Here is a 21447-nt window from a genome sequence, read left to right as displayed (position 1 = left end):
TCGCTTTAAGGTTGCCCTATTCCACGAAAGATTGCACATAGATTTAATCTCTATTCTTTGGCCTTACGAAGCCCTGCACATTTCGAGTCATTCATACAGGCATAAAAAAGACGCCTAGCAGGCGTCTTTTTTAATGATATGCATTTTAAGCAGTGTGTGCCAATTGCTGAGCACGTAAAGTGGTCGCCACTTGTAAAAATAATGCTTCAGTTTTATGCCAACCCAGGCAACCATCTGTAATGGATTGACCATATTGCATCTGTGCTGAAATTTTTTGTGCCCCATCTTGTAAATGGCTTTCGAGCATTACACCACGGACTTGGCTTTGTGAACGTTCTGCAATAATGGTTTTGAGTACTTCAGGCTGTAATAACGGGTTTTTACTGCTGTTGCCATGACTGCAATCAATCACTAAAGCAGGTAGCGCTGTTTTGGCGTTGGCTTGAATTTTTTTAATCTCTGCTAAGCTGTAATTTGGGCCTGAGTTAGCACCACGTAAAATTAAGTGTGCTTGAGGATTGCCCTGTGAGCTTAAAATTGCGGGTAAACCACTTTGGCTCAACCCTAAGAATTGATGTGGCTGACTTGCGGATTGAATGGCATCTAAAGCAATCTGAATCGAACCATCTGTACCATTTTTGAAGCCTACTGCAAATGGCATATGGCTAGAAATTTCACGGTGAATCTGTGATTCGCTGGTACGTGCCCCAATGGCACCCCAAGCTAATAGGTCATCGAAATAAGCAGTGGCCATTGGACTTAAGATTTCAGAGGCCAATGGCAAACCCATTGCGATCATTTTTAAGTATAAAGCACGTGATTTTTCTAGACCCAATTGCATATTGTTTGAGCCATCTAAAAGAGGATCGTATAGAAAACCCTTCCACCCTACAGTAGTACGTGGTTTTTCAATATAAGCACGCATCACAAAAAAGATTTGATCTTGAACTTGTTGTTGTAATTGTTGTAATTTTTCTGCGTATTCTAACACTGCCGCTTCATCATGAATTGAACATGGCCCAGTCACAATTAATAAACGCGTATCACGACCCGCTAAAATATCTTCAATGGTTTGACGTTGGGCTGCAACTTGCTGAGCCAATGCACTGGTTAGAGGCAATTGATTTTTAAGTTGTTGTGGTAAAACTAAACTGGTTTCTTGCTGAACGTGTAGCGCAGTATTTAAAGCATTCATGATTATTTTCCTCTGGACGGTACCACGTCCAATCTTTTATTTAAGCGTTATGGGTCTATTCAAGTGATGGCTAAGTTGCATAAAGTAAAACCAATACACGTTGCTAAAATATGACTTTTTAAATGTAAACATGAAATTTCTCCAAAAATGAAAGACATAAAAAAACCTGAGCGGGTTGCCGCTCAGGTATTAACTGGTGGGCAACCTTTTTGTGCCCGAACGCCTTCAGGCAACTATTGAAATTGCCAAAAATAAAAATAAGCGTGAACGGTTGCAGGTTGCCAAAGCATGTCGATGTCTTTTAATAAAATCTTAACGTGTAAAATAACATACGCGCTCTTTTAAGATTTGACAATGTTTTTATTTAAAAAAAATAGTTGATGATTCATTAACTTATTTTCATTACCCGATTGATTAAAAATAAATCATAGTTTAAGAATAAACTCTAAAATTAAATAAATTATTTAAATCAAATATTTATCTTGCAAAAGCTCTAATAAAAGCTTATCAATTACAAAAAATAACAAATAGACATATATCCAAAATAAAAACAATTTATTATGAATATCATGAATTTATTTTATGATAATTACTTATTCTAAATAGGAATTACGTATTACGTAATTAAGAACCCTTGTTTACAGCATTGAGCTTGTTAAGATGAGCGCATTCACCTCAAGGCTTGAGGTTTAAAAGTTTTAAAAATGCAATTGGATTGCACACAATAAGAGGATGTTTTCATGCACACGATGGCAAACCCACTGCAACTTTGTGGTTTCGAGTTTATTGAATTTGTTGGCCAAGATGGCTCCTTAGATCATATTTTCCAAACCCTTGGCTTTAGCTGTGTAGCCAAGCATAAATCTAAACGGGTAAGCTTATGGCGCCAAGGTGGCATTAATTTAATTTTAAATTATCAACCTGAATCTTATGCTTCAACTTTCTTTGAGCAGCATGGGCCTGGTGCTTGCGCGATGGCCTTTGGTACACAAAATGTTGCAGCAGCTTATGAGCAAGCACTCAAACTAGGTGCTGTGGCCCTAGACAATGTAGTTGGGCCAATGGAATTGAATATTCCTGCGATTCAAGGCATTGGCGGCGCACCGATCTTTTTAGTGGACTGTGACATATATACGCAAGACTTTATCTTTTTAGAGGGTGTAGATCCTCATCCTGTGGGTACAGGTCTATATGAGATTGATCATTTAACTCATAATGTTGAAAAGGGTCGTATGCAATATTGGGCAGATTTTTATGAAAAAATCTTCAATTTCCAAGAAATTCGCTATTTTGACATTAAAGGTGAATATACCGGCCTTACCTCAAAAGCGTTAACTGCACCTGATGGTAAAATTCGTATTCCACTCAATGAAGATTCAGAACAAGGTAATGGCCAAATTGCTGAGTTCTTAAAAGAATTTAATGGTGAAGGTATTCAACATATCGCTTTTGCCACCGATGATTTAATTGCCACTTGGGATCAGCTTAAAGCTTTAGGTGCTCAGTTTATGACTCCGCCACCTGCCACCTATTATGAAATGCTGGCAGAGCGCCTGCCTCATCACGGCGAACCCACTGAAGAATTACAACAACGTGGCATTTTACTCGATGGCAATACCCAAGGTGAAAAACGTTTGTTGTTGCAAATTTTTTCCCAAAACATGATTGGTCCTGTGTTTTTTGAGTTCATTCAGCGCAAAGCGGATGATGGTTTTGGTGAAGGTAATTTTAAGGCCCTATTCGAATCAATTGAACGTGACCAAATCCGTCGCGGTGTATTAGATATCTCGCACGGTTAATTTTTCCTCTTTAAGGGACAACATTGTCTAAGGGATCGGCATACAGCTGATGCCTTAGCCCTTTTTTAGTTGTAAATCGGCAAAAATAACAATAATGCCGCAACACGGATGATGAACCATGCATAGCTCTGAAGCAGGCCAACTGAAAAAAGGCCTTAAAAATCGCCATATCCAATTGATTGCCCTAGGGGGTTCGATTGGTACTGGTTTATTCCTAGGTGTTTCTCAAACGATTCAATTGGCTGGCCCTGCAGTAATTTTAGGTTACGCAATTGCTGGCTTTATTGCCTTTTTAATGATGCGCCAATTGGGTGAAATGATTGTGCATGAGCCAGTGAGTGGCTCATTTAGTCATTTTGCTTATAAATATTGGGGTAAATTTGCAGGCTTTATGTCAGGTTGGAATTACTGGGTACTGAATGTTTTAGTCTGTATGGCAGAACTCAGTGCTATTGGTCTTTATATTCATTATTGGTGGCCTGAGCTACCGACGTGGATCTCTGCCTTAGGCTTCTTCATTTTTATTAATTTAATCAATTTATTACACGTTAAGCTATTTGGTGAAATGGAGTTTTGGCTGTCGATTATTAAGGTCTTAGCCATTATTGCAATGATTGCCTTTGGTAGCTATCTACTCGCAAGTGGCTCAGGGGGTCCAAGCTCATCGCTCACGAATTTATGGGAACTCGGTGGCTTTTTTCCCAATGGTGTGATGGGGCTCGTGATGGCCATGGCCATGATTATGTTTGCCTTTGGTGGTATTGAGTTGGTTGGTATTGCTGCTGCAGAAACTGATAATCCGCAAAAAACCTTACCTAAAGCCATTAACCAAATTGTCTATCGCGTGTTGCTGTTTTATATCTTTACCTTGGTGGTGATTTTATCCCTATATCCTTGGAACCAGATGGCGCAAGGCGGTAGCCCTTTTGTGCTCATTTTTGACTCCTTAGGCAGTCAAGGCGTAGCCACTGCACTCAACTTTATTGTCTTGACCGCAGCGGTTTCGGTGTATAACAGCACCAATTATTGCACCAGCCGTATGTTGTTAGGTTTGGCTCAGCAAGGCAATGCACCGCAGTTTTTAGCCAAAATTAATGCACGTGGTATTCCAGTCAATGCCTTAATGGTTTCAGCATTTTTTACTTTACTGTGTGTGCTACTCAATTTTCTCTTCCCCGAAACCGCTTTTAGCTTACTGATGATGTTGGTTGTGGCAGCGATTGTGATCAATTGGGTGGTGATCTCGTATACACACCTCAAATTTAAGCAACATATGCTGAGAAATGGCCAAACCACCTTGTTTCCAAGTTTATTTTACCCATTTGGCAATTATTTATGCATTGCCTTTATGGCGGGCATTTTGCTGATTATGAGTCAAAGCCCAATGCGTGTTGCAGTATTACTATTGCCGTGTTGGATCTTGCTGCTGACCCTTGCTTATTATGTACAACAAAAAAAGCTGGCCAATAAAGCCTTAAGCCACAAAGTGAATATTTCAGGATAATCCCATGTTTAATCATATTCCACCCTATGCCGGTGACCCAATTTTATCCTTAATGGATGCCTATCAAAAAGATCCGCGTGCTCATAAAGTCAATTTAAGCATTGGCTTATATTATGATGAACAGCAACAAGTACCGCAGCTTGAGGCCATCCAACAAGCTTATACTGATTTAGATACACAGCTCAAACAGGTCAAATTATATTTACCTATGTCAGGCCTTGAAAGCTTTAATCGTGGTTCACAGCAGTTGGTTTTCTCAACGAATGACCCAGCAGTTTTGGATCGCATTGCTACGTTACAAACTTTAGGCGGATCAGGTGCATTAAAATTAGCAGCCGATTTTATCCATCAATTTTTCCCTAGCAGCCAACTTTGGGTTAGCGATCCAACTTGGGAAAATCACCTCAGCATTTTTCGTGCTTCCGGTGTGATGTGTCATGAATATCCTTATTATGATGCAAACCGTAAAGCTGTAGACTTTGATGCCATGTTAACCTGCTTAAAGCGTTTGGCACCACACAGTGTCGTGCTATTACACCCCTGTTGTCATAACCCTACTGGTGTAGATTTAGATTCAGCACAGTGGGATCACGTGATCAAGGTACTCAAAGAACAGCAACTGATTGCGCTGTTTGATATGGCCTATCAAGGTTTGAGCCAAGGCTTACAACAAGACAACTATGCGATTCAACACGCACTATCTCAAGGCTTAAGTTTTATGGTGAGTCACTCATGCTCCAAGATTTTTTCTTTATATGGAGAACGTGTTGGTAGTTTAAGTATTGTGTGTCCTGATGTCGAGGCTCGGCTACGTGTAGCAGGTCAGCTTAAGTCTTTAGTCCGTAAGATTTACTCGAGTCCACCTACTACAGGTGCGCTTTTAGTCAGCCATGTCCTCAACACAGCAGCCTTAAATAGCCTTTGGCAACAACAGCTGGAACAAATGCGTCTACGTATGCACGCCATGCGTCAGGCTTTACGCCAACAACTAGAACAACAACTACAGCAAGACTTTTCTTATCTGACCCAGCAACAAGGGATGTTTAGTTATACGGGTTTAACCCAAATGCAAGTACAACAGTTACGCGATGATTATGCGATCTATTTGGTAGGGAGTGGGCGCTTATGTATTGCCGGTCTTAATCAGAAAAATCTAAATTACGTGGCGCAGAGTTTTGGCCAAGTACTTAAAAGCGCTGTTACTATGAGTGCATAAAAAAACGGGCAATATGCCCGTTTCTTTTTATTCAAATTTAGTCTTGAAAATGTACCACTGAGCGAATCGATTTACCTTCGTGCATCAGATCAAAAGCTTCGTTAATTTTATCTAACCCCATAGTATGGGTCACAAATGGTTCAAGTTGAATTTCACCTGTCATGGCTTCTTCAACCATTCCTGGCAACTGTGAACGACCTTTGACCCCACCAAATGCGGTGCCTTTCCAAGTGCGGCCTGTTACCAATTGGAATGGACGGGTTGAGATTTCTTGACCTGCACCCGCAACCCCAATAATCACTGATTGCCCCCAACCACGATGTGCACATTCTAAAGCTGAGCGCATCACATTCACGTTACCAATACATTCAAAGGAATGATCAACCCCCCAACCTGTCATTTCGACAATCACTTCTTGTACAGGTCTGTCATAATCTTTTGGATTGACAAAGTCAGTTGCACCAAACTCTTGGGCCAATTTAAATTTATCTGGGTTGGTATCTACTGCAATAATACGGCCGGCTTTGGCTTTTTTGGCACCCTGCACCACCGCCAAACCAATGCCACCTAAACCAAAGACTGCAACCGTATCCCCTTCTTGTACTTTCGCCGTGTTTTTCACTGCACCTAGACCAGTTGTGACACCACAGCCGAGTAAGCAAACATGTTCAGGATTGGCTTCTGGGTTAATTTTTGCCAAAGACACTTCAGCAACCACAGTATATTCAGAGAAGGTTGAGCAGCCCATGTAGTGATAAATTGGCTCACCGTTATAAGAAAAACGTGTGGTCCCATCTGGCATAAGCCCTTTACCTTGGGTGGCTCGTACTGAAGTACACAGATTCGTTTTACCTGATTGACAGAATAGACATTCGCCACATTCTGCAGTATACAGTGGAATCACATGATCACCCGGTTGCACCGAAGTCACCCCTTCACCCACTTCCACCACAATCCCTGCACCTTCATGACCCAAAACTGCTGGAAAAATCCCTTCAGGGTCATCACCTGATAAAGTAAAAGCATCGGTATGGCACACACCCGTATGGGTAATCTTAACTAAAACTTCACCTGCTTTAGGTGGTGCGACGTCAATTTCTACAATCTGGAGCGGTTGGCCCGGACCAAAGGCAACGGCAGCACGTGATTTCATGGTATGTCTTTCCTTAAATATTGATATGCTTTAACAGTTTACTAACAGTAACCGCTTTTTATTGGGCGTTTCAAGCGTTAACATCAAATCATTATCTTTATAACTCATAAAGTCACCGTATCCCAATGAAAGATATGCAAATACAAAAAATAGGTGCAATATTGTTGCTGTTGAGCCTATGTACAGGCTGCAATTTACCTGCCAACTCTGCGCAAAATTCCCAGCCAATTTCACCTCAAGTTGCGCATTGGCTCCCAAATCAACAGTTTGAGGCACAGTTAGCGCAAGGCTTAAGCGCTTATTTAGCATTAGATGACGCATTTTTAAGTATTGCTTCACGTTTGCATCTGATTCGCCAAGCCAAACAGCATTTAGATTTGCAATATTATATTTGGAATGATGATGAAATTGGCCGCATGATGTTGGCAGAATTACTTAAAGCGGCTGATCGTGGTGTCAAAGTTCGGCTCATGTTAGACGACCAAAATGGTACTCAGTTAGATGAACAACTGAAAGCTCTAAGTCAACATCCTAATTTTGAAATCAGAATTTTTAATCCCTATCAATTTCGTCATTTTCGCGTGTTGGATTATGCCTTTCGTTTAAAATACGTGAATCAGCGTATGCATAACAAATTAATTATTGCAGATGGTGCCATTGCAGTCACAGGTGGGCGTAATATCAGCCGTGAATATTTTGATGCTAGTGATCAATTCCAATTTACCGACTTAGATATTTTGTTTTATGGCAGCGCTGTCAAAGAGGCCAATCAATTATTTTTAGATTTTTGGAATGATGATTTAAGCTATTCAAGCCAACAATTATTAGGTGCAGCTTCTGCACACGCACTAGATGATTTACGCCGCAAGTATCAAGCGGCTCGACCAGAGATCCAACAGACCCAAGCACGCATACAAGCTGCCAATGATGAAATCGGTCTCCAACTCAAAGATCGTCCGATTCAATGGGCCAAAGCACATTTTGTTGGGGATCATCCAAATAAAATTCGTGGACAAGCACAGCAGCATGAACTGATCTACCAGCAAATGCTACAACGGATGGGAATGCCAAAACGGCATTTGGAGCTAGTGTCGGCCTATTTTGTGCCGACCCAAGTTGGAACCGATTATCTCTCTCAACTACCACAGCAAAATATTCAAGTGAGAATTTTGACCAATTCTTTGGTGGCCAATGATGTGGCCTTAGTGCATGCATTTTATCAAAAATATCGGATTGACTTACTCAAAAGCGGGGTAGAACTATATGAGTTTAAGCCTTACTTACAACGTCCTGAACGTACCTGGTACGAAAAAATAACTGGTAATATTATTCCAGCCCAAGGTAAAAACACTTCAAGCCTGCATGCAAAATTTTTTGATGTAGATGGCATGGTATTTATTGGTTCATTTAACTTTGATCCACGTTCTGCTCATTTAAATAGTGAAGTGGGCTTGGTGATTGAGTCAGAGAGCTTACAGCGTAATATTAGCCAAAGTTTAGATCGTTACTTACCGCAAATTGCTTATAAATTACAATTAAATCAACAAAATGAATTAATCTGGTTAGAACAAAAACCAAATGGAAGAGTTATTGAACATCAGCATGATCCTGAAACGACCCGCTTTCAAAGGTGGAGCATGCATCTGGTGTCTTATTTACCTATAGAGTGGATGATGTAATGTATATGTCATTACATTTCATGTGTTTATTTATATAAAAAATATATTACATAATTTTTATTTTAGCTTAAATTGGTCAAGAAATTTACTCACCTATTAATTTGTTTTAAGATGCGGCTTTAAAATTATCCCACCCTCTCCCATGCAATTTTTTGATCTCCATCGTCAATTTAACTTTAATGATTTACTTACCCCACATATGACGCTGTCGCAACTCGGTGGTCAGGATTGGTACTTGGCTAAAGTCCGTGTGGAACATGATTGTCTCAATGAAAGTCCAGCTCTATTTGGCCAAGTGGTGCTGCAATCCGATCAGTCTATTCAAATTGAATTAGATTGGGTGATTCAAGATACAGGTCATGAATTACAAGTCTTATTTAAAGGCATCGAAACTAAAGAATTTGGCCCAAGTCGCTTATTACTCAGCGGTGCACAATTGGTAGATGAAGCGGATCAAATCTTGTCTGCTGAAGCATTTAGTCTATGGATTGAGGGTACCCTATTGCCGATGTTACCCAATTTACGTCGTGATATTAAAGCATGCCTAAATTTGTGGGACTATGTTGAATATGATGTTTAAAACTTAGGCTATTCTATCAAGCCTATATCTTGAAATACCGCTGCATATGCTGCGGCCTTTTTAGCAAGTGCTAAGGGATAAGCCCTTGATGAAGACGGCAGTCGGTATAAAGTCAGCAATCGATCATGCCATTGCACTTGACTGGCTTGACCAATTTTGGGTTTAGCGGTGCCATTTGGCATCGATGCAAGCAAAGTTTCGGTGGCTTTTTCACCTGTGGTGATGATATGTTGACAATGTGGAATATGGGCAAACAAAGCCTTGAGATCTGTTAGAGTATAAATCTGTAAAAACTTATCTGCGGCATTATCATTGAGACGAATCACTTGATACGCGGTATCATAAATTGCAATACCCTTCTGCTGTAAAAACTGTCGAATTTCTGCTTCTTTAAAATTTTTTTGTTCTAAATTTAAAAAATGATTGGCATCATCAAAAAAAATTAGACCAAAAATCCGCCACATATCGTTTTGATAATTAGGATAATAGAATTGCATTTTCCAACGATGTGCTTGTGGGGGAAAAGACCCTAATAATAACAGTGTGGCTTTTTTTGGTAAAAATGGCGGTAATGGATGAGTTTCAATCTGCATCTTGATTTACTTTTTGTTGAGCTGTGCTATAGCGTACCCGATATTGAAAATGCTCTAAAGTCCCCTCGGTCGCAGATTGATGGTGGCAAATATAGCTTAAGCGCTGAAAGGGTTGTATCTGACAACGTACAGTGCGCAGCTTCTGCAACTGACTGAGCCATTCCTGTGGCAATTGCCCTGCGATACCCACAATACTCTGCCCCTGATTAAACAGATAAATTGGATTGTCACTGTCTAAATATCGAATCGCATTGCCATTTTGTCCCCAATTCATCTGATCACTTTTGTAATCAAAGGGATATTTTTGTAAAAATGCTAAACTCTGCCCTGCTGAACTATGGTTTTGTCCAAACAGCAGCACTAAGTCTTGCGCCAAATGCCTGTCTGTTTCTGCTGCCAGTGTATTGGCAGCAAGCAACATGACCAATGCCGCATAAATTACTTTATGCATAGTGTCCTCATTATTTTTATGATGGCTTATTATTTTTTTTGCGAATGCTATGTTTAAAATTGCGTTTGGATTTTTTCTGCCATCGTCTTTGCCCAGAATGCATAAATTTCTTGGCTAGGATGAAAACCATCTTTCGCCATTGTGAGATTCATGGCTTGATATTGTTCAAGATCATAATCTAAATACAACATCTGACTTTGACGATGCACATAGGCCTGTAATTGTTGATTCATCTGCTTGGCATATTCACCCAATAGCCATGCCATAGGTTGCGGTAGTGCAGGAAACAAATGCATAGGTGGCACACTGGCAGCTAAAATCAATTGTGGATTAAACTTATTTTGAATCACAGCATATAAACGTTTTTGCTGCTGCATCCACAAATTTACTGGCATTAAACGCGTGACATCATTTACCCCAATTGAAGTGATCACCACATCTACTTTTTGAATAGATAAAGCTTGTACAGCTCGAATTAACTGTGCTGTGGTACGCCCCGTTTTGGCCTCAAGCAGATAACTAATTTGATAATCAGTTTTTAAACACGCCAACAATTGACCCAGTAAAGCTTGGCTTTGCGTGGTTACGCCCACACCTGCTGCTGCAGAATCACCTACAATTAAAATAGACAATCGCTGCCCTTGACCTACACATCCTTGACGCTCACCCTCAGGCTCCCCTAAACGTAATGTATTGCTTTTGACGCGCTGGGCTTGAACAGCCAAAATGGGCAATAGCGCCAGCGTGGTAAGTTTTAAATCCATTGTATTTTGATTAAGCTTTATTTTTATTCAGATTAAAAAAAATTACACCTAAAAGCAATGCGGCAGGCATAAAAAAAGTCGGAGCAAAGTCCGACTTTTTTTATGTTTGAATTTTAAGCCTTATTCCAACGATTGACGCGTTTAAAAGTGCCATAATCGTTAAAACGCACTCCCACTTCACGCATGACTTTATGCGCGGTTTTTGAGGTCATTTGACGAATGTAAAACGGCTCTTTAACCACAAAATGGTGAATCGCATGGGTAGAACCAAAATTACAGCAGAAAATTTGGAACGGTAATAACCACCAAGGCGTTAACACTTGGGTTTGCTTAATCACATCACGCGGGTCAATATCGCCATAGTAATGCATATTTGAGCTAATAAACTGTAAGCTAAATGAACGAATAAAGTTAGGAATGACCCAAACCACAGCTAAAAAGTTAATCACTTTCATTGCTGCGAGCGTATTACTTGACCATTCAATCGCAGAGCCCCACCAAACTGCCATATGATCCACCACATGGAAAATCACAAAGCAATACCATAAACCGTAGTACATTAAACCCAGTGGAATAAAGCCAAGTAACTGTGAAATGACCGTTCTACGACGTTCATTTTCTGGTTGTTTAGATACAAACAACTGAATCATCTTAAACATTTGTAAAGGACGTAAATATACGGTCATGAGTTGGTCACTGGTCACCAAAATACGACGAATGCCCCATGGCATCCCATTGCCAATGCCACGCTCTTCTAGGTCATGTTCAGTGCCTGAAAACTTATGGTGATGCAAATGCATACGACGACGTGTCCATGGACTAATAGTATTTGGACGCGCCAGCCACACCAAAGTCATCATTAAATGATGCGCCCATGGGGTCTTTTTAAAATACATATAGTGAATCAGGTCATGTTCCAATTCATGCGTGAATGACGCAAAAATAGCAATTAAGGGAATACATGCCCATGCAGGTAATACACCTGCTGCATATAATGCAGCACAGCCGAGCATACCGGACAACGCAAAGACCAAAATACTCGCACCAATAAAGTTTTGATGTTTTAAGATGGGATGACGTTGACGTAGCTCCTCTCCTGCCTGAGTGACCACAGTTCGGACCTTCTGAATCCGCTGCTGATCTGTCATTTCTGAGGAAATTGACATATGCAAAACCTTTAATTTATGGACAGTTGTACATTAAAGGAAATTTGCAAAAAAAGAATCGGCTAATGCGGTTTTTTTGGCGGGTTTGTTTAAATTTTAAACAATTTTAACGTTTTTTATCAATAAAATTGGCAAATTGTATAGTTTTTCAGCCATGTCAATAAAAATAAGAATCATTCTATTCATGTGCATATTTATGTGAATTTAATCCTATGCCAAGCATAGGATATCACTTGAGCTTTGAATCCTGAAACTGAAGTTTAGCTCTCTTTGTCAACAGGATCTAACTTAATTTATTGACCCATTTAAGCGGCAAGACTTTCATCGCTAAGCCTAAAGGTTGCCAAGGCCATTTGGGTACATAGGCTTTTGCAGGTGCTTTTTCAATTTCATTGGCCAATAAACGCGAGCCCGTCTGTTCATCGACTTCAAAAGGTAATTTTTTCGCGCCCGCATTAATTTCCGTACGAATATAACCTGGAAAAATCGTGCTGACTTGAATCGGGGTATTGATTAATTCTGCGCGAATGCCTTCGGCTAAATGGGCGATGCCTGCTTTACTGGCGCCATAAGCAGTGAGATGTTTAGGCATCCCGCGCATGGCACTCATGGATGAAATCACCACCAAATGGCCAGCATTTTGGGCACGGAAAATTTCGACTGCCGCTTCACACTGCGCTAAAGCGGAAATAAAGTTGGTTTCTACGGTAGTGCGGTTAATTTCAAAATTGCCTTTACCAATTCTACGCCCATCGCCAATCCCAGCATTGACAATAATACGATCAATGTGCCCAAGTTCTTGCTTAAATTCCTTAAAGACGTGAAACACCTGCTCATACTGAGTGACATCGAGCACTTTGACATGCACTCGAATGGCGTATTGTTGTTCAAGTTCTTGTTTAAGGGCGTCTAAACACTCTAAACGACGCGCACACAGCGCTAAATCGTAGCCTTTTTGGGCAAATTCGCGTGCCATACCAGCACCAATTCCAGAACTCGCGCCAGTAATTAATATAGTTTTATTGCTCATTATTTTAAATCCAAGTAAGTAAATTATTGTTATGTACTTTTAAGTAATGATGTTCGTTTAAACTTAATAATTGCGGTTCATCCCCCACCAATCTTAAAGTGGTTAAACTACAATTACTGATGGCCCAATTTAAGGCAAAGGTTTTTTCAGGCGATAGGCCTAAAATTTTGCCCGCCACCACAGAAATCACCCCACCTGAGCTAAAGACCACGGCGTAACGAGGCTGGTTTTTTGCAAGTGTTTGACACAAATCAGTTAAACCTTGTTCGACACGCTGTTTAAAGGCCGGCCAACTTTCATCATATTCATGATGGAAATCGCCATCGGTCCAGCGCGCAATGGCTTGGGTAAAAATTTGTGCCAAATAAGCACGCGGGCTGCTGGCTTTGGCCACTTCTGCTTTGAGTAATTCTGGCTGAGCAAAACGCGCATCATATTGGCTAAAAACTTGTTGATGATTAAACTCATTCCATGCGTTAAGCGTGTGTATCTTGGCCTCAGGGAAAGATTCAGCTAAAGCCAGCTGCGCGGTCTGTTGATGACGCTGCATATCCCCAGCCACTACAACCGGTGCCTCCTGTAAAATGTGTGCCAAATATCCCCCTAGCACTTGCGCCTGTTGCATACCAATGGTGGATAGCTGGTCATAACTTTTGGCACCAAATGATGCTTGCCCATGGCGAACGAAATAAATGGTGGTCATAAGCCGGCATATCCTTTGATTTTTTGATAATAGTGCGTGGTTTTCGGATGCTGGGTTAATTCGTAATCGGCAATTTTTCTTAAAGCCCGCACATGCAAGGCATGAATAATCAACCAAAAATCTTTAAACGCAGGGTTACGGGTTTGCTTATGGTAATAACGATAATAAATTTGTTGGGCAATCACCGCTAAACGGAAGATACCAAATACCTCATAAAAGGTCCAATTCTCAGGTACCAAACCGGTTTTCTCACAATAATAGTCTAGTACTTGCTGACGCGTTAGCATGCCTTGTAAATGAGTAGGTTGGCGCCGCGTAGCTTTGAAGATTGGATTATCTTTAGCTTCAATCCAATACGCCAAGGCCGAACCTAAATCCATAAAAGGATCACCCAAGGTGGCCATTTCCCAATCCAATACGCCAATGATTTGAGTCGGCTGCTTCGGGTCTAAAATTAAATTATCAAAGCGCCAATCATTATGAATTAAACAGATGGCAGACTGCTGCGGAATATGTTGTTTGAGCCAGCGTCTCACCCATTTAAACGACGGTACATTGATGGTTTTAGCTTTTTCAAAGCGTGCGTCCCAACCCAGCACTTGGCGTTTACAGTAGCCCTCCCCCTGACCTAACTGGGCAAGCGGTGTCTCTTGATAAGGCACTTGATGCAAAGCAATCAATTGATCAAGCATATTTACACACAATTCATGCACTTGCTGTTCAGAAAAGTCCAAAGCTTTGGGTAAATTTTTACGTGGAATAATCCCTTCTATACGCTGCATGACATAAAAATCACAGCCGATGATAGTTGGGTCTTGACATAGAGCCAGCATTTGAGGCACTTGTGGATAATATTCAACCAAATGCAGTTGGACATGATATTCTCGCGCCATGTCATGCGCCGATTTAGCTTTGGTACCTTGCGGAGGACGTCTTAAAATTAAGTCGTGGTTCAGGTATTTAAGCCGATAGGTCCAGTTGGACGCACCACCTGCATATTGCGTAACTTCAGGCTCACCGTTTACCTCAATGCCTTGCTGTCTTAGCCATTGGCTGACTGCCTGATGATCCAGCGCTTCACCTGATCTGACTCTTCCGGCAACATCAATGCTGCTCATATGCTTATCCTTTATTGTTGCTTTTATGGCTGTGAGTATAGGTTTTAATGGCCTGTATAACCATGTTTTTTTAATTCCAGTTTGGCAATCATAGCTTTATGTACTTCATCCGGGCCATCGGCTAAGCGTAATGCGCGTGCTTGGGCAAAAAATGCGGTCAATGGCGTATCTTGTGACATGCCCATCCCCCCATGGATTTGCATGGCCATATCCACCACCTGTTGTAACACCTGTGGTGCGACCACCTTAATGGCAGAAATTTCGGTCATGGCTTGACGATTGCCTACAGTATCCATTTTATAAGCGGCATATAAGGTTAGTAAGCGTGCTTGATCAATGGCTATCCTTGCTTCAGCCACACGCTCTAAATTACCGCCCAAATGTAAAATCTTTTCGCCAAATGCTGTGCGTTGCATGCCGCGCCCAATCATTAAACTTAACGCTTTTTCTGCCGCGCCAATACAACGCATACAATGGTGAATACGCCCTGGGCCTAAACGCCCTTGAGCAATAGCAAAACCTTCGCCCATACCGCCAATGACATGATCTAGCGGTACACGCACATTGTCAAAACTCACCTCGCCATGCCCGTGCGGTGCATCGTAATCACCAAATACTGGTAACATACGTTCAATCGTAATACCTTGCGTATCTATAGGTACCAGCACCATAGAATGTTGATGATGACGATCTTTGTTTGGATCTGGGGTATGCGCCATAAAAATAATAATTTTGGCATTTGGATCACCTAAACCTGATGACCACCATTTGCGCCCATTGAGGACAATTTCATCGCCTTCTACAATGGCAGTGGCTTGCATATTAGTGGCATCACTTGAGGCTACATCAGGTTCAGTCATACAAAATACCGAGCGAATTTGACCTGCCAATAAAGGCTCTAACCATTGTTGTTTTTGTGCTTCAGAACCATAGCGCCACAGCACCTCCATATTGCCCGTATCGGGTGCATTACAATTAAATACCGTGGGTGCCAATAAGCTTTGTCCCATTTTTTCTGCCATATGGGCATATTCTTGTACCGACAAACCACGGCCTAATTCAGCATCGGGCAAAAAGAGATTCCATAAACCTTGGGCTTGAGCTTTTTGTTTTAAACGCTCTAACTCTGCAGGCCAGCGCCATGTGCGCCAATCACCCCCAACATTTTCACGATGTACCTGTTGCCAAAATGCACTTTCAATTGGGGTAATTTCTTGGTCTATAAACTGTTGTACTTGTTCTAGGAGCTGTTGTGCATGCTCAGATAAATTAAACATAGAATTTTCATCATTTTTATACTTTACAGCAGTCTAAAACAAAACTTACTATGCACAAAATGATTTAATTTTATACAACACTATGCATAAAATTCATAACCTCGATTTAAAACAGCTGTCACGAATTGACCTAAATTTATATCCGCTCTTTATTGCCATTTATCAAGCTAAAAGTATTTCACAAGCGGCTGAGCACTTATGTATCAGTCAATCTGCCGCCAGCCATGCCTTACAGCGTTTACGCACCCAGTTACAAGACCCATTATTTGTGCGTATGGGACAAAAAATGCAACCCACACCGACAGCAACCGAACTTTATCCTCGCATTTTAAATAGTTTACATGCCTTTGATGCATTGCAAACGAGGCATGAATTTCAGCCACAACAGCTTACTCATTTACGCTGTGCGATTCATGATGAAATTGAACCCTTTATCTTGCCCAAAATTTATCAGCATTTTTCTAGATTACATCCCGAAATTCAAATTGAAAGCGTTAAACTACAACGTAAACAGCTATTGAAAGAATTAGACACTCAGCAAATTGATTTTGCGATTGATTTCGGTCCACACTTAAATCAAGGCTTAGGCTTTTGTGCTTTATTTGAAGATCAACTGATGGTGTGTAGCCAGCAACCTACGCTTGATTTAGAAGATTATTTAAATGCGCATCATATTGGCGTGTCTTCACGGCGCAGCGGCATTTTACTCGAAGATGTTTTTTTACAAGCTCAGCAACTCTATCGCCATGTCGTGATGCGTTGTCAACATTATCGCAGTGCGTTACAGATTGTCGCGCTACAACAGCATATGATGTTAACTCTGCCCCAAAATGCCTTAACTGCAATTGATTTGCCAAGCCATATACATATACATTCCCTACCGATACAAATGGCAAGCATCAGCATGGGCATGTATCACGCTGAGGTCACACATCCCCGACAACAATTGATTTTAAGCGAAATGCAGCAGTTATTTAACCGCTAAAGTGATCTTGGCAAACACGCATTAGGCAATCAACTTATGCTGCTGTTCAAGCTGATGCTTATAAATGGTATCGCTGAACTCACCGAGCACTGATACTTTTTCAAAAACGTGCTCACCATACATTAAGTCTTCAATAAAGCGCTCTGCATCGGTACGGGATAACTGACATAACTGAGCCACCATACGCGAGTTGTCATAAGCAATCGACTGACTGACTTGCGCTAAATGAGCGTCTTTACGTTTCCAAAATAATTTTTTCAATTCTAGTTCAGAGAGTTTAACACTGCTAAATGGCTGTACAATTTCTAAGATCTGCACGCCATAATAGGCTTGAATTTGCTGCTTTAATTCAGCAATCAATTGGGTGCTCCCCAACGTGACAATGCTGCGGGTCGTTGGATCGTATAAAGCTTGGAGTAAGCTTGCAATGTAAAACTCTACATCTGTTAACTCTGATGTGACTAAATCTAAGCACAGTTGCATATCAGTTAAAGATTGGGTTTTGGCTGACGCCAGTGCATCAATACGGAAGTAATTTTCATAAAAATCAAGCAACCAATTTTCCGCTTGAGCCAGATAATGGGTGGGATAATCTAAAACACTGCTTAATAGCGGTGCAACTGCATAAGAAATAGAAGGGTTTTGCTGGCTTTGTTGTAACAGATACAGTTTACTGGCTTGTGCTTGACGTTGTCCTGTGGCCTGCTCTAACGCTTGATCTAACTCAGCCATATCTGCACAATTTAGATATGCCAAAATATGAGTGAGGTTTTGCTTAGAAAGCGCGAATGCATGAAAAATATTTTGCAATTCTAAAGACACAGTACAATCCACTTGATCGCCAATAAAGCCGACTATTCTAGCAAATATGCTGCTGATTTTCTGTACTGTTCGTCATAAAAATGGCGCGTTAAACGCGCCATTTTAGAACACATTTCACTTAATAGGCCCATTGCACCAATAAGCGAAAAAAACCTGCAATCAAAGCCAAGGCTGCAAAGCCTGCCACCCACAAAACAATAAACCATTGTGTTTGTGAAAGTTTCATCTTTAACTCCTAGTGATAACCTGAATCCCCAACGCGAACTTTGTCACGAAATACCCAATAAGAGACAATCGTGTACATCAAAATAATCGGGATTAAGATTAACGCACCAATTAGGGCAAACAATTGACTGCTTTGTGGCGCAGCTGCCTGCCAAATGGTCAGACTTGGTGGAATGATGTAAGGCCATAGGCTGATGATAAAACCACTATAAGCTAAAAACACCAAGGCCAAAGTATATATAAACGGTTTAAGCTCATCACCATGACGGCAAGCACGAATCGCTAAAAAGGTAAAAATAACCACCAACAACGGTACTGGGCTTAAATACACGATTAAATCTGGATTAAACCAACGCGCTGCAATACTCGGATGTGCTATCGGGGTATAAATACTGACCGCTGCAAAGATAATGAACAGTGCCATAAGTAATTTGGGCATTAATTCATACATCACCTTTTGTAGTTGATCGGCTGTTTTAAAAATCAGCCAACCACAACCTAAAGCAGCATACAATACCACTACCCCCACACCCGTAAACAACGAAAATGGTGTTAACCAATCCCAACCTTGACCGGTATACACCCCTAATTCATTGGTTGGAATGCCTTGGATATAAGCACCTAAAATCACACCCTGACAGAAACTCGCCACCATTGAGCCCCAAATAAAAGCTCGATCCCACCAATGTTTAGAGCGTGTGGCTTTAAAACGAAACTCAAACGCTACACCACGGAAAATCAACGCAATGACCATAAAAATAATCGGTAAATACAGCGCAGATAAAACCGTGGCATAGACCACAGGAAAGGCTGCAAACAAAGCCGCACCACCAAGCACCATCCATGTTTCATTACCATCCCAGACTGGTGCAACAGTATTCATCATCACATCACGTTCTTGTTGGTCATGAATAAATGGAAATAAAATGCCAATGCCTAAATCAAAACCATCGAGCACTACATAAATAAAGACGCCCAGTGCAATAATGACCACCCAAATTAATGATAAATCAATCATAACTGATCCTCCTGTTGATCAAGGCCTTCTTTGACACTACTCAATGGGCGTTTTGAAGCTAAAATCACCTCTTCTTCATTGGCAGCTTGCGAATGAATAAACTCTGGGCCTTTGTGCATCAGGCGTAGCATGTAGTAAATGCCAATCCCAAAAACCACACAGTACACCACTACAAATATAATTAAGGTAAAGCCCACTTGTTCAGCCGATACCGCAGATAAAGCATCTTTGGTACGCATGACCCCATAGACCACCCACGGTTGACGCCCCACCTCTGTGGTAAACCAACCTGCCAGTACCGCAATAAAACCAGATGGGCCCATGATTAAAGCAAAGCGTTGTAAATTTTTATTTTCGTATAAACGCTCTTTACGACGTGACCATAACCCCCACAGTGCCAAGATAATCATCAACACGCCTAAGCCAACCATGATACGGAAGCTCCAAAACACCACCAATGAATTAGGACGATCTTCTGGGGCAAATTCTTTTAAGCCTGTGACCTTACCATCTAAAGTATGGGTCATAATCAAGCTGCCTAAATTTGGAATTCCAATCGCGTATTTGGTTTCTTCGGCTTGCATATCTGGAATACCAAATAAATACAGTGGCATACCATGATCATGGTTGGTTTCCCAATGTCCTTCAATCGCTGCAAGTTTGGCAGGTTGATGCTCTAAGGTATTTAAACCATGAAAGTCACCAATCACGGCTTGTAGAGGTGCTAAACCGAGAATCATCCATAGCGCCATGGAAAAAGAGGTTTTGACTAAACGATCACGGCGACCTTTAAGCAAATGCCAAGCAGCCGTCGCAGCCACTAACAAAGCAGATACTAAGAATGCCGCAGCGGCCATATGTAAAAAGCGATATGGAAATGAGGGGTTAAACACAATCGCAAACCAGTCTTCTGGCACAATTAAACCGTTTTGAATGCTAAAACCTTGTGGGGTTTGCATCCAACTGTTTGACGATAAAATCCAGAACATGGAAATACAAGTACCAACCGCAACCATTAAGGTGGCAAAAAAATGTGCTCTTGGCCCAACACGTCCCCAGCCAAATAACATAATGCCCAAGAAGCCCGCTTCCAAAAAGAAAGCACTTAACACTTCATAGGTCAGAAGTGGACCTGTGACACTGCCTGCAACACGGGAAAACTCACTCCAGTTGGTACCAAACTGGTAGCTCATCACTACCCCAGACACCACGCCCATCCCAAAGGCAACCGCAAAAATTTTGACCCAAAATTTAAATAAATCTTGATAGACAGGATCGCGGGTTTTTAACCAACGGTATTCAAGCACAGCTAAAAAGCTGGCTAAACCAATCGAAATTGCAGGAAAAATAATGTGAAAGGACACAGTAAATGCAAACTGAATCCGTGCCAACTCTAATGCGGTGAGACCTAAGTTCATACGACCACCTCTAAATTAGATTGATTTTGGGCAACAAATCGCCCTGCCCACTTCAATTGGACAAAGATAAAACACAACATATCTATTACTCAGTCAAAATTTAAAAACAAGAATTTAAAGTGACAGAGCAAAAGGCGGCGCCCGACCTTGTGGCATTAAAAAAAGACGTTGCAGTGCAAAATAGACATGACTGCTATTCTCAACAAAAGCCAAATAACGTACTTGAATGCGATCAATCACTTGTTTGACATGCAAATCTAAAGGCAACACGATATCGCCATACACGGTACAGTATTGGCAATGATGATGATATGGATCATGCACATGCTGATGATGTGCGGTGAGAAGTTGCTTTAAATCCCAAGCCTCAAGCAGCGTTTGCTCTGCATGGCTAGAATTATGCTCAGGGCTATGGTCATCTAAAGCACGCGTGAGTAAATGATGGGTCAATGAGTGGCACGCCGGGGCAATATGATATTGCTCCGGTAATAGCGGTTGTAAGTGAACCGCCAACTGTAAAAGTACTGTAGCAAAAGCCAACAGTAAACCACTACGTCTTAGCATCACCAGATCCTAAAAAAGGACAGAAATTTTGCTAAACCTTTGATCTATAAGATATACAAAAGTTTACATTTGACTAATATAGATTATAAAAACATATTTTAAAAGTCTTTTTAGCATTTTTTTTGTTTTTTTATTGATCAATTTTTTAGACAGGCGTAAAGTAGCTTTAATTTGGTTACCCTAGTTA

At 41.1% G+C, this 21447-nt stretch carries 21 protein-coding genes; 6 read left to right on the top strand and 15 right to left on the bottom strand.

What is annotated here, in order from left to right; all coding sequences use genetic code 11:
- Positions 1 to 145 precede the first annotated feature (145 nt).
- Positions 146 to 1195 (bottom strand): 3-deoxy-7-phosphoheptulonate synthase, encoded by a 1050-nt coding sequence (locus AC5YCD_RS06150; protein ID WP_496129183.1) that lies wholly within the window; start codon positions 1193 to 1195, stop codon positions 146 to 148.
- 740 nt (positions 1196 to 1935) lie between these two features.
- On the opposite strand from AC5YCD_RS06150, the gene hppD reads away from it, so the two are divergent.
- The 3 genes from hppD to AC5YCD_RS06135 all read left to right on the top strand — a co-directional run bounded on the left by hppD (position 1936) and on the right by AC5YCD_RS06135 (position 5714).
- Positions 1936 to 2994: a 4-hydroxyphenylpyruvate dioxygenase gene (gene hppD / locus AC5YCD_RS06145; protein WP_496129182.1), complete on the top strand. Its 1059-nt coding sequence runs from the start codon at positions 1936 to 1938 to the stop codon at positions 2992 to 2994.
- Positions 2995 to 3112: 118 nt separating this feature from the next.
- Positions 3113 to 4498: an amino acid permease gene (locus AC5YCD_RS06140; protein WP_496129181.1), complete on the top strand. Its 1386-nt coding sequence runs from the start codon at positions 3113 to 3115 to the stop codon at positions 4496 to 4498.
- Positions 4499 to 4502: 4 nt separating this feature from the next.
- On the top strand, positions 4503 to 5714 hold the full coding sequence (locus tag AC5YCD_RS06135) for an amino acid aminotransferase (RefSeq protein ID WP_496129180.1): 1212 nt from the start codon (positions 4503 to 4505) through the stop codon (positions 5712 to 5714).
- 37 nt (positions 5715 to 5751) lie between these two features.
- Here AC5YCD_RS06135 and AC5YCD_RS06130 read toward each other — a convergent pair whose 3' ends face one another.
- Positions 5752 to 6867 carry an S-(hydroxymethyl)glutathione dehydrogenase/class III alcohol dehydrogenase gene (locus tag AC5YCD_RS06130; protein WP_496129179.1) on the bottom strand — a complete coding sequence of 372 codons (1116 nt, stop codon included), beginning with the start codon at positions 6865 to 6867 and terminating at the stop codon, positions 5752 to 5754.
- A gap of 134 nt (positions 6868 to 7001) precedes the next feature.
- Here AC5YCD_RS06130 and AC5YCD_RS06125 point away from each other — a divergent pair, with 134 nt between their 5' ends.
- Together AC5YCD_RS06125 and AC5YCD_RS06120 are read left to right on the top strand one after the other, a co-directional pair.
- The gene (locus tag AC5YCD_RS06125) at positions 7002 to 8546 is read left to right on the top strand and encodes a phospholipase D family protein (protein ID WP_496129178.1); all 1545 of its coding nucleotides are present in this window, start codon (positions 7002 to 7004) and stop codon (positions 8544 to 8546) included.
- A 142-nt stretch (positions 8547 to 8688) separates the two neighbouring features.
- A complete protein-coding gene (locus tag AC5YCD_RS06120; RefSeq protein ID WP_496129177.1) occupies positions 8689 to 9126 on the top strand; it encodes a hypothetical protein in 438 nt (145 codons plus the stop codon).
- 8 nt (positions 9127 to 9134) lie between these two features.
- Here the strand turns inward: AC5YCD_RS06120 and AC5YCD_RS06115 are convergent, their stop codons facing one another.
- The 8 genes from AC5YCD_RS06115 to AC5YCD_RS06080 all read right to left on the bottom strand — a co-directional run bounded on the left by AC5YCD_RS06115 (position 9135) and on the right by AC5YCD_RS06080 (position 16228).
- Positions 9135 to 9719 (bottom strand): uracil-DNA glycosylase family protein, encoded by a 585-nt coding sequence (locus tag AC5YCD_RS06115; protein ID WP_496129176.1) that lies wholly within the window; start codon positions 9717 to 9719, stop codon positions 9135 to 9137.
- Complete coding sequence (locus AC5YCD_RS06110; protein ID WP_496129175.1) at positions 9709 to 10170, bottom strand: hypothetical protein; 462 nt, start codon at positions 10168 to 10170, stop codon at positions 9709 to 9711. The genes AC5YCD_RS06115 and AC5YCD_RS06110 overlap by 11 nt, the downstream gene beginning before the upstream one ends.
- A gap of 53 nt (positions 10171 to 10223) precedes the next feature.
- On the bottom strand, positions 10224 to 10934 hold the full coding sequence (locus tag AC5YCD_RS06105; RefSeq protein WP_496129174.1) for an SGNH/GDSL hydrolase family protein: 711 nt from the start codon (positions 10932 to 10934) through the stop codon (positions 10224 to 10226).
- Positions 10935 to 11047: 113 nt separating this feature from the next.
- Entirely contained in the window at positions 11048 to 12100 is a 1053-nt protein-coding gene (locus tag AC5YCD_RS06100) for a fatty acid desaturase (RefSeq protein WP_496129173.1), read from the bottom strand.
- A 283-nt stretch (positions 12101 to 12383) separates the two neighbouring features.
- On the bottom strand, positions 12384 to 13130 hold the full coding sequence (locus AC5YCD_RS06095; RefSeq protein ID WP_496129172.1) for an SDR family oxidoreductase: 747 nt from the start codon (positions 13128 to 13130) through the stop codon (positions 12384 to 12386).
- Between the two features lie 4 nt (positions 13131 to 13134).
- Entirely contained in the window at positions 13135 to 13833 is a 699-nt protein-coding gene (locus AC5YCD_RS06090; protein ID WP_496129171.1) for a histidine phosphatase family protein, read from the bottom strand.
- Positions 13830 to 14951 carry a phosphotransferase family protein gene (locus AC5YCD_RS06085; RefSeq protein ID WP_496129170.1) on the bottom strand — a complete coding sequence of 374 codons (1122 nt, stop codon included), beginning with the start codon at positions 14949 to 14951 and terminating at the stop codon, positions 13830 to 13832. Before AC5YCD_RS06085 ends, AC5YCD_RS06090 begins: the two co-directional genes overlap by 4 nt.
- A gap of 44 nt (positions 14952 to 14995) precedes the next feature.
- Positions 14996 to 16228 carry an acyl-CoA dehydrogenase family protein gene (locus AC5YCD_RS06080; protein WP_496129169.1) on the bottom strand — a complete coding sequence of 411 codons (1233 nt, stop codon included), beginning with the start codon at positions 16226 to 16228 and terminating at the stop codon, positions 14996 to 14998.
- 82 nt (positions 16229 to 16310) lie between these two features.
- On the opposite strand from AC5YCD_RS06080, the gene AC5YCD_RS06075 reads away from it, so the two are divergent.
- Positions 16311 to 17213 carry a LysR family transcriptional regulator gene (locus tag AC5YCD_RS06075; RefSeq protein ID WP_496129168.1) on the top strand — a complete coding sequence of 301 codons (903 nt, stop codon included), beginning with the start codon at positions 16311 to 16313 and terminating at the stop codon, positions 17211 to 17213.
- Between the two features lie 21 nt (positions 17214 to 17234).
- Here the strand turns inward: AC5YCD_RS06075 and AC5YCD_RS06070 are convergent, their stop codons facing one another.
- The 5 genes from AC5YCD_RS06070 to AC5YCD_RS06050 form a co-directional block, all read right to left on the bottom strand.
- Positions 17235 to 18035, bottom strand: a complete 801-nt coding sequence (locus AC5YCD_RS06070; protein WP_496129167.1) for a hypothetical protein — start codon at positions 18033 to 18035, stop codon at positions 17235 to 17237.
- A gap of 118 nt (positions 18036 to 18153) precedes the next feature.
- A complete protein-coding gene (locus AC5YCD_RS06065) occupies positions 18154 to 18261 on the bottom strand; it encodes a DUF2474 domain-containing protein (protein WP_122897694.1) in 108 nt (35 codons plus the stop codon).
- Positions 18262 to 18270: 9 nt separating this feature from the next.
- Complete coding sequence (gene cydB / locus AC5YCD_RS06060; protein WP_496129166.1) at positions 18271 to 19278, bottom strand: cytochrome d ubiquinol oxidase subunit II; 1008 nt, start codon at positions 19276 to 19278, stop codon at positions 18271 to 18273.
- Positions 19275 to 20696: a cytochrome ubiquinol oxidase subunit I gene (locus AC5YCD_RS06055; RefSeq protein ID WP_496129165.1), complete on the bottom strand. Its 1422-nt coding sequence runs from the start codon at positions 20694 to 20696 to the stop codon at positions 19275 to 19277. Before AC5YCD_RS06055 ends, cydB begins: the two co-directional genes overlap by 4 nt.
- Positions 20697 to 20810: 114 nt before the next feature.
- Positions 20811 to 21260 carry a DUF2946 domain-containing protein gene (locus AC5YCD_RS06050; protein ID WP_496129164.1) on the bottom strand — a complete coding sequence of 150 codons (450 nt, stop codon included), beginning with the start codon at positions 21258 to 21260 and terminating at the stop codon, positions 20811 to 20813.
- Positions 21261 to 21447 lie beyond the last annotated feature (187 nt).

The sequence above is a fragment of the Acinetobacter sp. CY05 genome, assembly GCF_059515805.1.
Note: the sequence above shows the minus strand (reverse complement) of the source record. Positions and strands in the feature narration are given on the sequence as shown.

Bases quoted from the DNA above. Each gene is read 5' to 3' on its own strand.
- AC5YCD_RS06115 (WP_496129176.1), bottom strand. From the start codon at position 9,719: ATGCAGATTGAAACTCATCCATTACCGCCATTTTTACCAAAAAAAGCC.
- AC5YCD_RS06050 (WP_496129164.1), bottom strand. From the start codon at position 21,260: ATGCTAAGACGTAGTGGTTTACTGTTGGCTTTTGCTACAGTACTTTTA.
- AC5YCD_RS06150 (WP_496129183.1), bottom strand. From the start codon at position 1,195: ATGAATGCTTTAAATACTGCGCTACACGTTCAGCAAGAAACCAGTTTA.
- AC5YCD_RS06065 (WP_122897694.1), bottom strand. From the start codon at position 18,261: ATGAAACTTTCACAAACACAATGGTTTATTGTTTTGTGGGTGGCAGGC.
- AC5YCD_RS06055 (WP_496129165.1), bottom strand. From the start codon at position 20,696: ATGAACTTAGGTCTCACCGCATTAGAGTTGGCACGGATTCAGTTTGCA.
- hppD (WP_496129182.1), top strand. From the start codon at position 1,936: ATGCACACGATGGCAAACCCACTGCAACTTTGTGGTTTCGAGTTTATT.
- AC5YCD_RS06110 (WP_496129175.1), bottom strand. From the start codon at position 10,170: ATGCATAAAGTAATTTATGCGGCATTGGTCATGTTGCTTGCTGCCAAT.
- AC5YCD_RS06095 (WP_496129172.1), bottom strand. From the start codon at position 13,130: ATGAGCAATAAAACTATATTAATTACTGGCGCGAGTTCTGGAATTGGT.
- AC5YCD_RS06080 (WP_496129169.1), bottom strand. From the start codon at position 16,228: ATGTTTAATTTATCTGAGCATGCACAACAGCTCCTAGAACAAGTACAA.
- AC5YCD_RS06135 (WP_496129180.1), top strand. From the start codon at position 4,503: ATGTTTAATCATATTCCACCCTATGCCGGTGACCCAATTTTATCCTTA.
- AC5YCD_RS06105 (WP_496129174.1), bottom strand. From the start codon at position 10,934: ATGGATTTAAAACTTACCACGCTGGCGCTATTGCCCATTTTGGCTGTT.
- AC5YCD_RS06075 (WP_496129168.1), top strand. From the start codon at position 16,311: ATGCATAAAATTCATAACCTCGATTTAAAACAGCTGTCACGAATTGAC.
- AC5YCD_RS06125 (WP_496129178.1), top strand. From the start codon at position 7,002: ATGCAAATACAAAAAATAGGTGCAATATTGTTGCTGTTGAGCCTATGT.
- AC5YCD_RS06090 (WP_496129171.1), bottom strand. From the start codon at position 13,833: ATGACCACCATTTATTTCGTTCGCCATGGGCAAGCATCATTTGGTGCC.
- AC5YCD_RS06140 (WP_496129181.1), top strand. From the start codon at position 3,113: ATGCATAGCTCTGAAGCAGGCCAACTGAAAAAAGGCCTTAAAAATCGC.
- AC5YCD_RS06120 (WP_496129177.1), top strand. From the start codon at position 8,689: ATGCAATTTTTTGATCTCCATCGTCAATTTAACTTTAATGATTTACTT.
- AC5YCD_RS06085 (WP_496129170.1), bottom strand. From the start codon at position 14,951: ATGAGCAGCATTGATGTTGCCGGAAGAGTCAGATCAGGTGAAGCGCTG.
- AC5YCD_RS06100 (WP_496129173.1), bottom strand. From the start codon at position 12,100: ATGTCAATTTCCTCAGAAATGACAGATCAGCAGCGGATTCAGAAGGTC.
- cydB (WP_496129166.1), bottom strand. From the start codon at position 19,278: ATGATTGATTTATCATTAATTTGGGTGGTCATTATTGCACTGGGCGTC.
- AC5YCD_RS06130 (WP_496129179.1), bottom strand. From the start codon at position 6,867: ATGAAATCACGTGCTGCCGTTGCCTTTGGTCCGGGCCAACCGCTCCAG.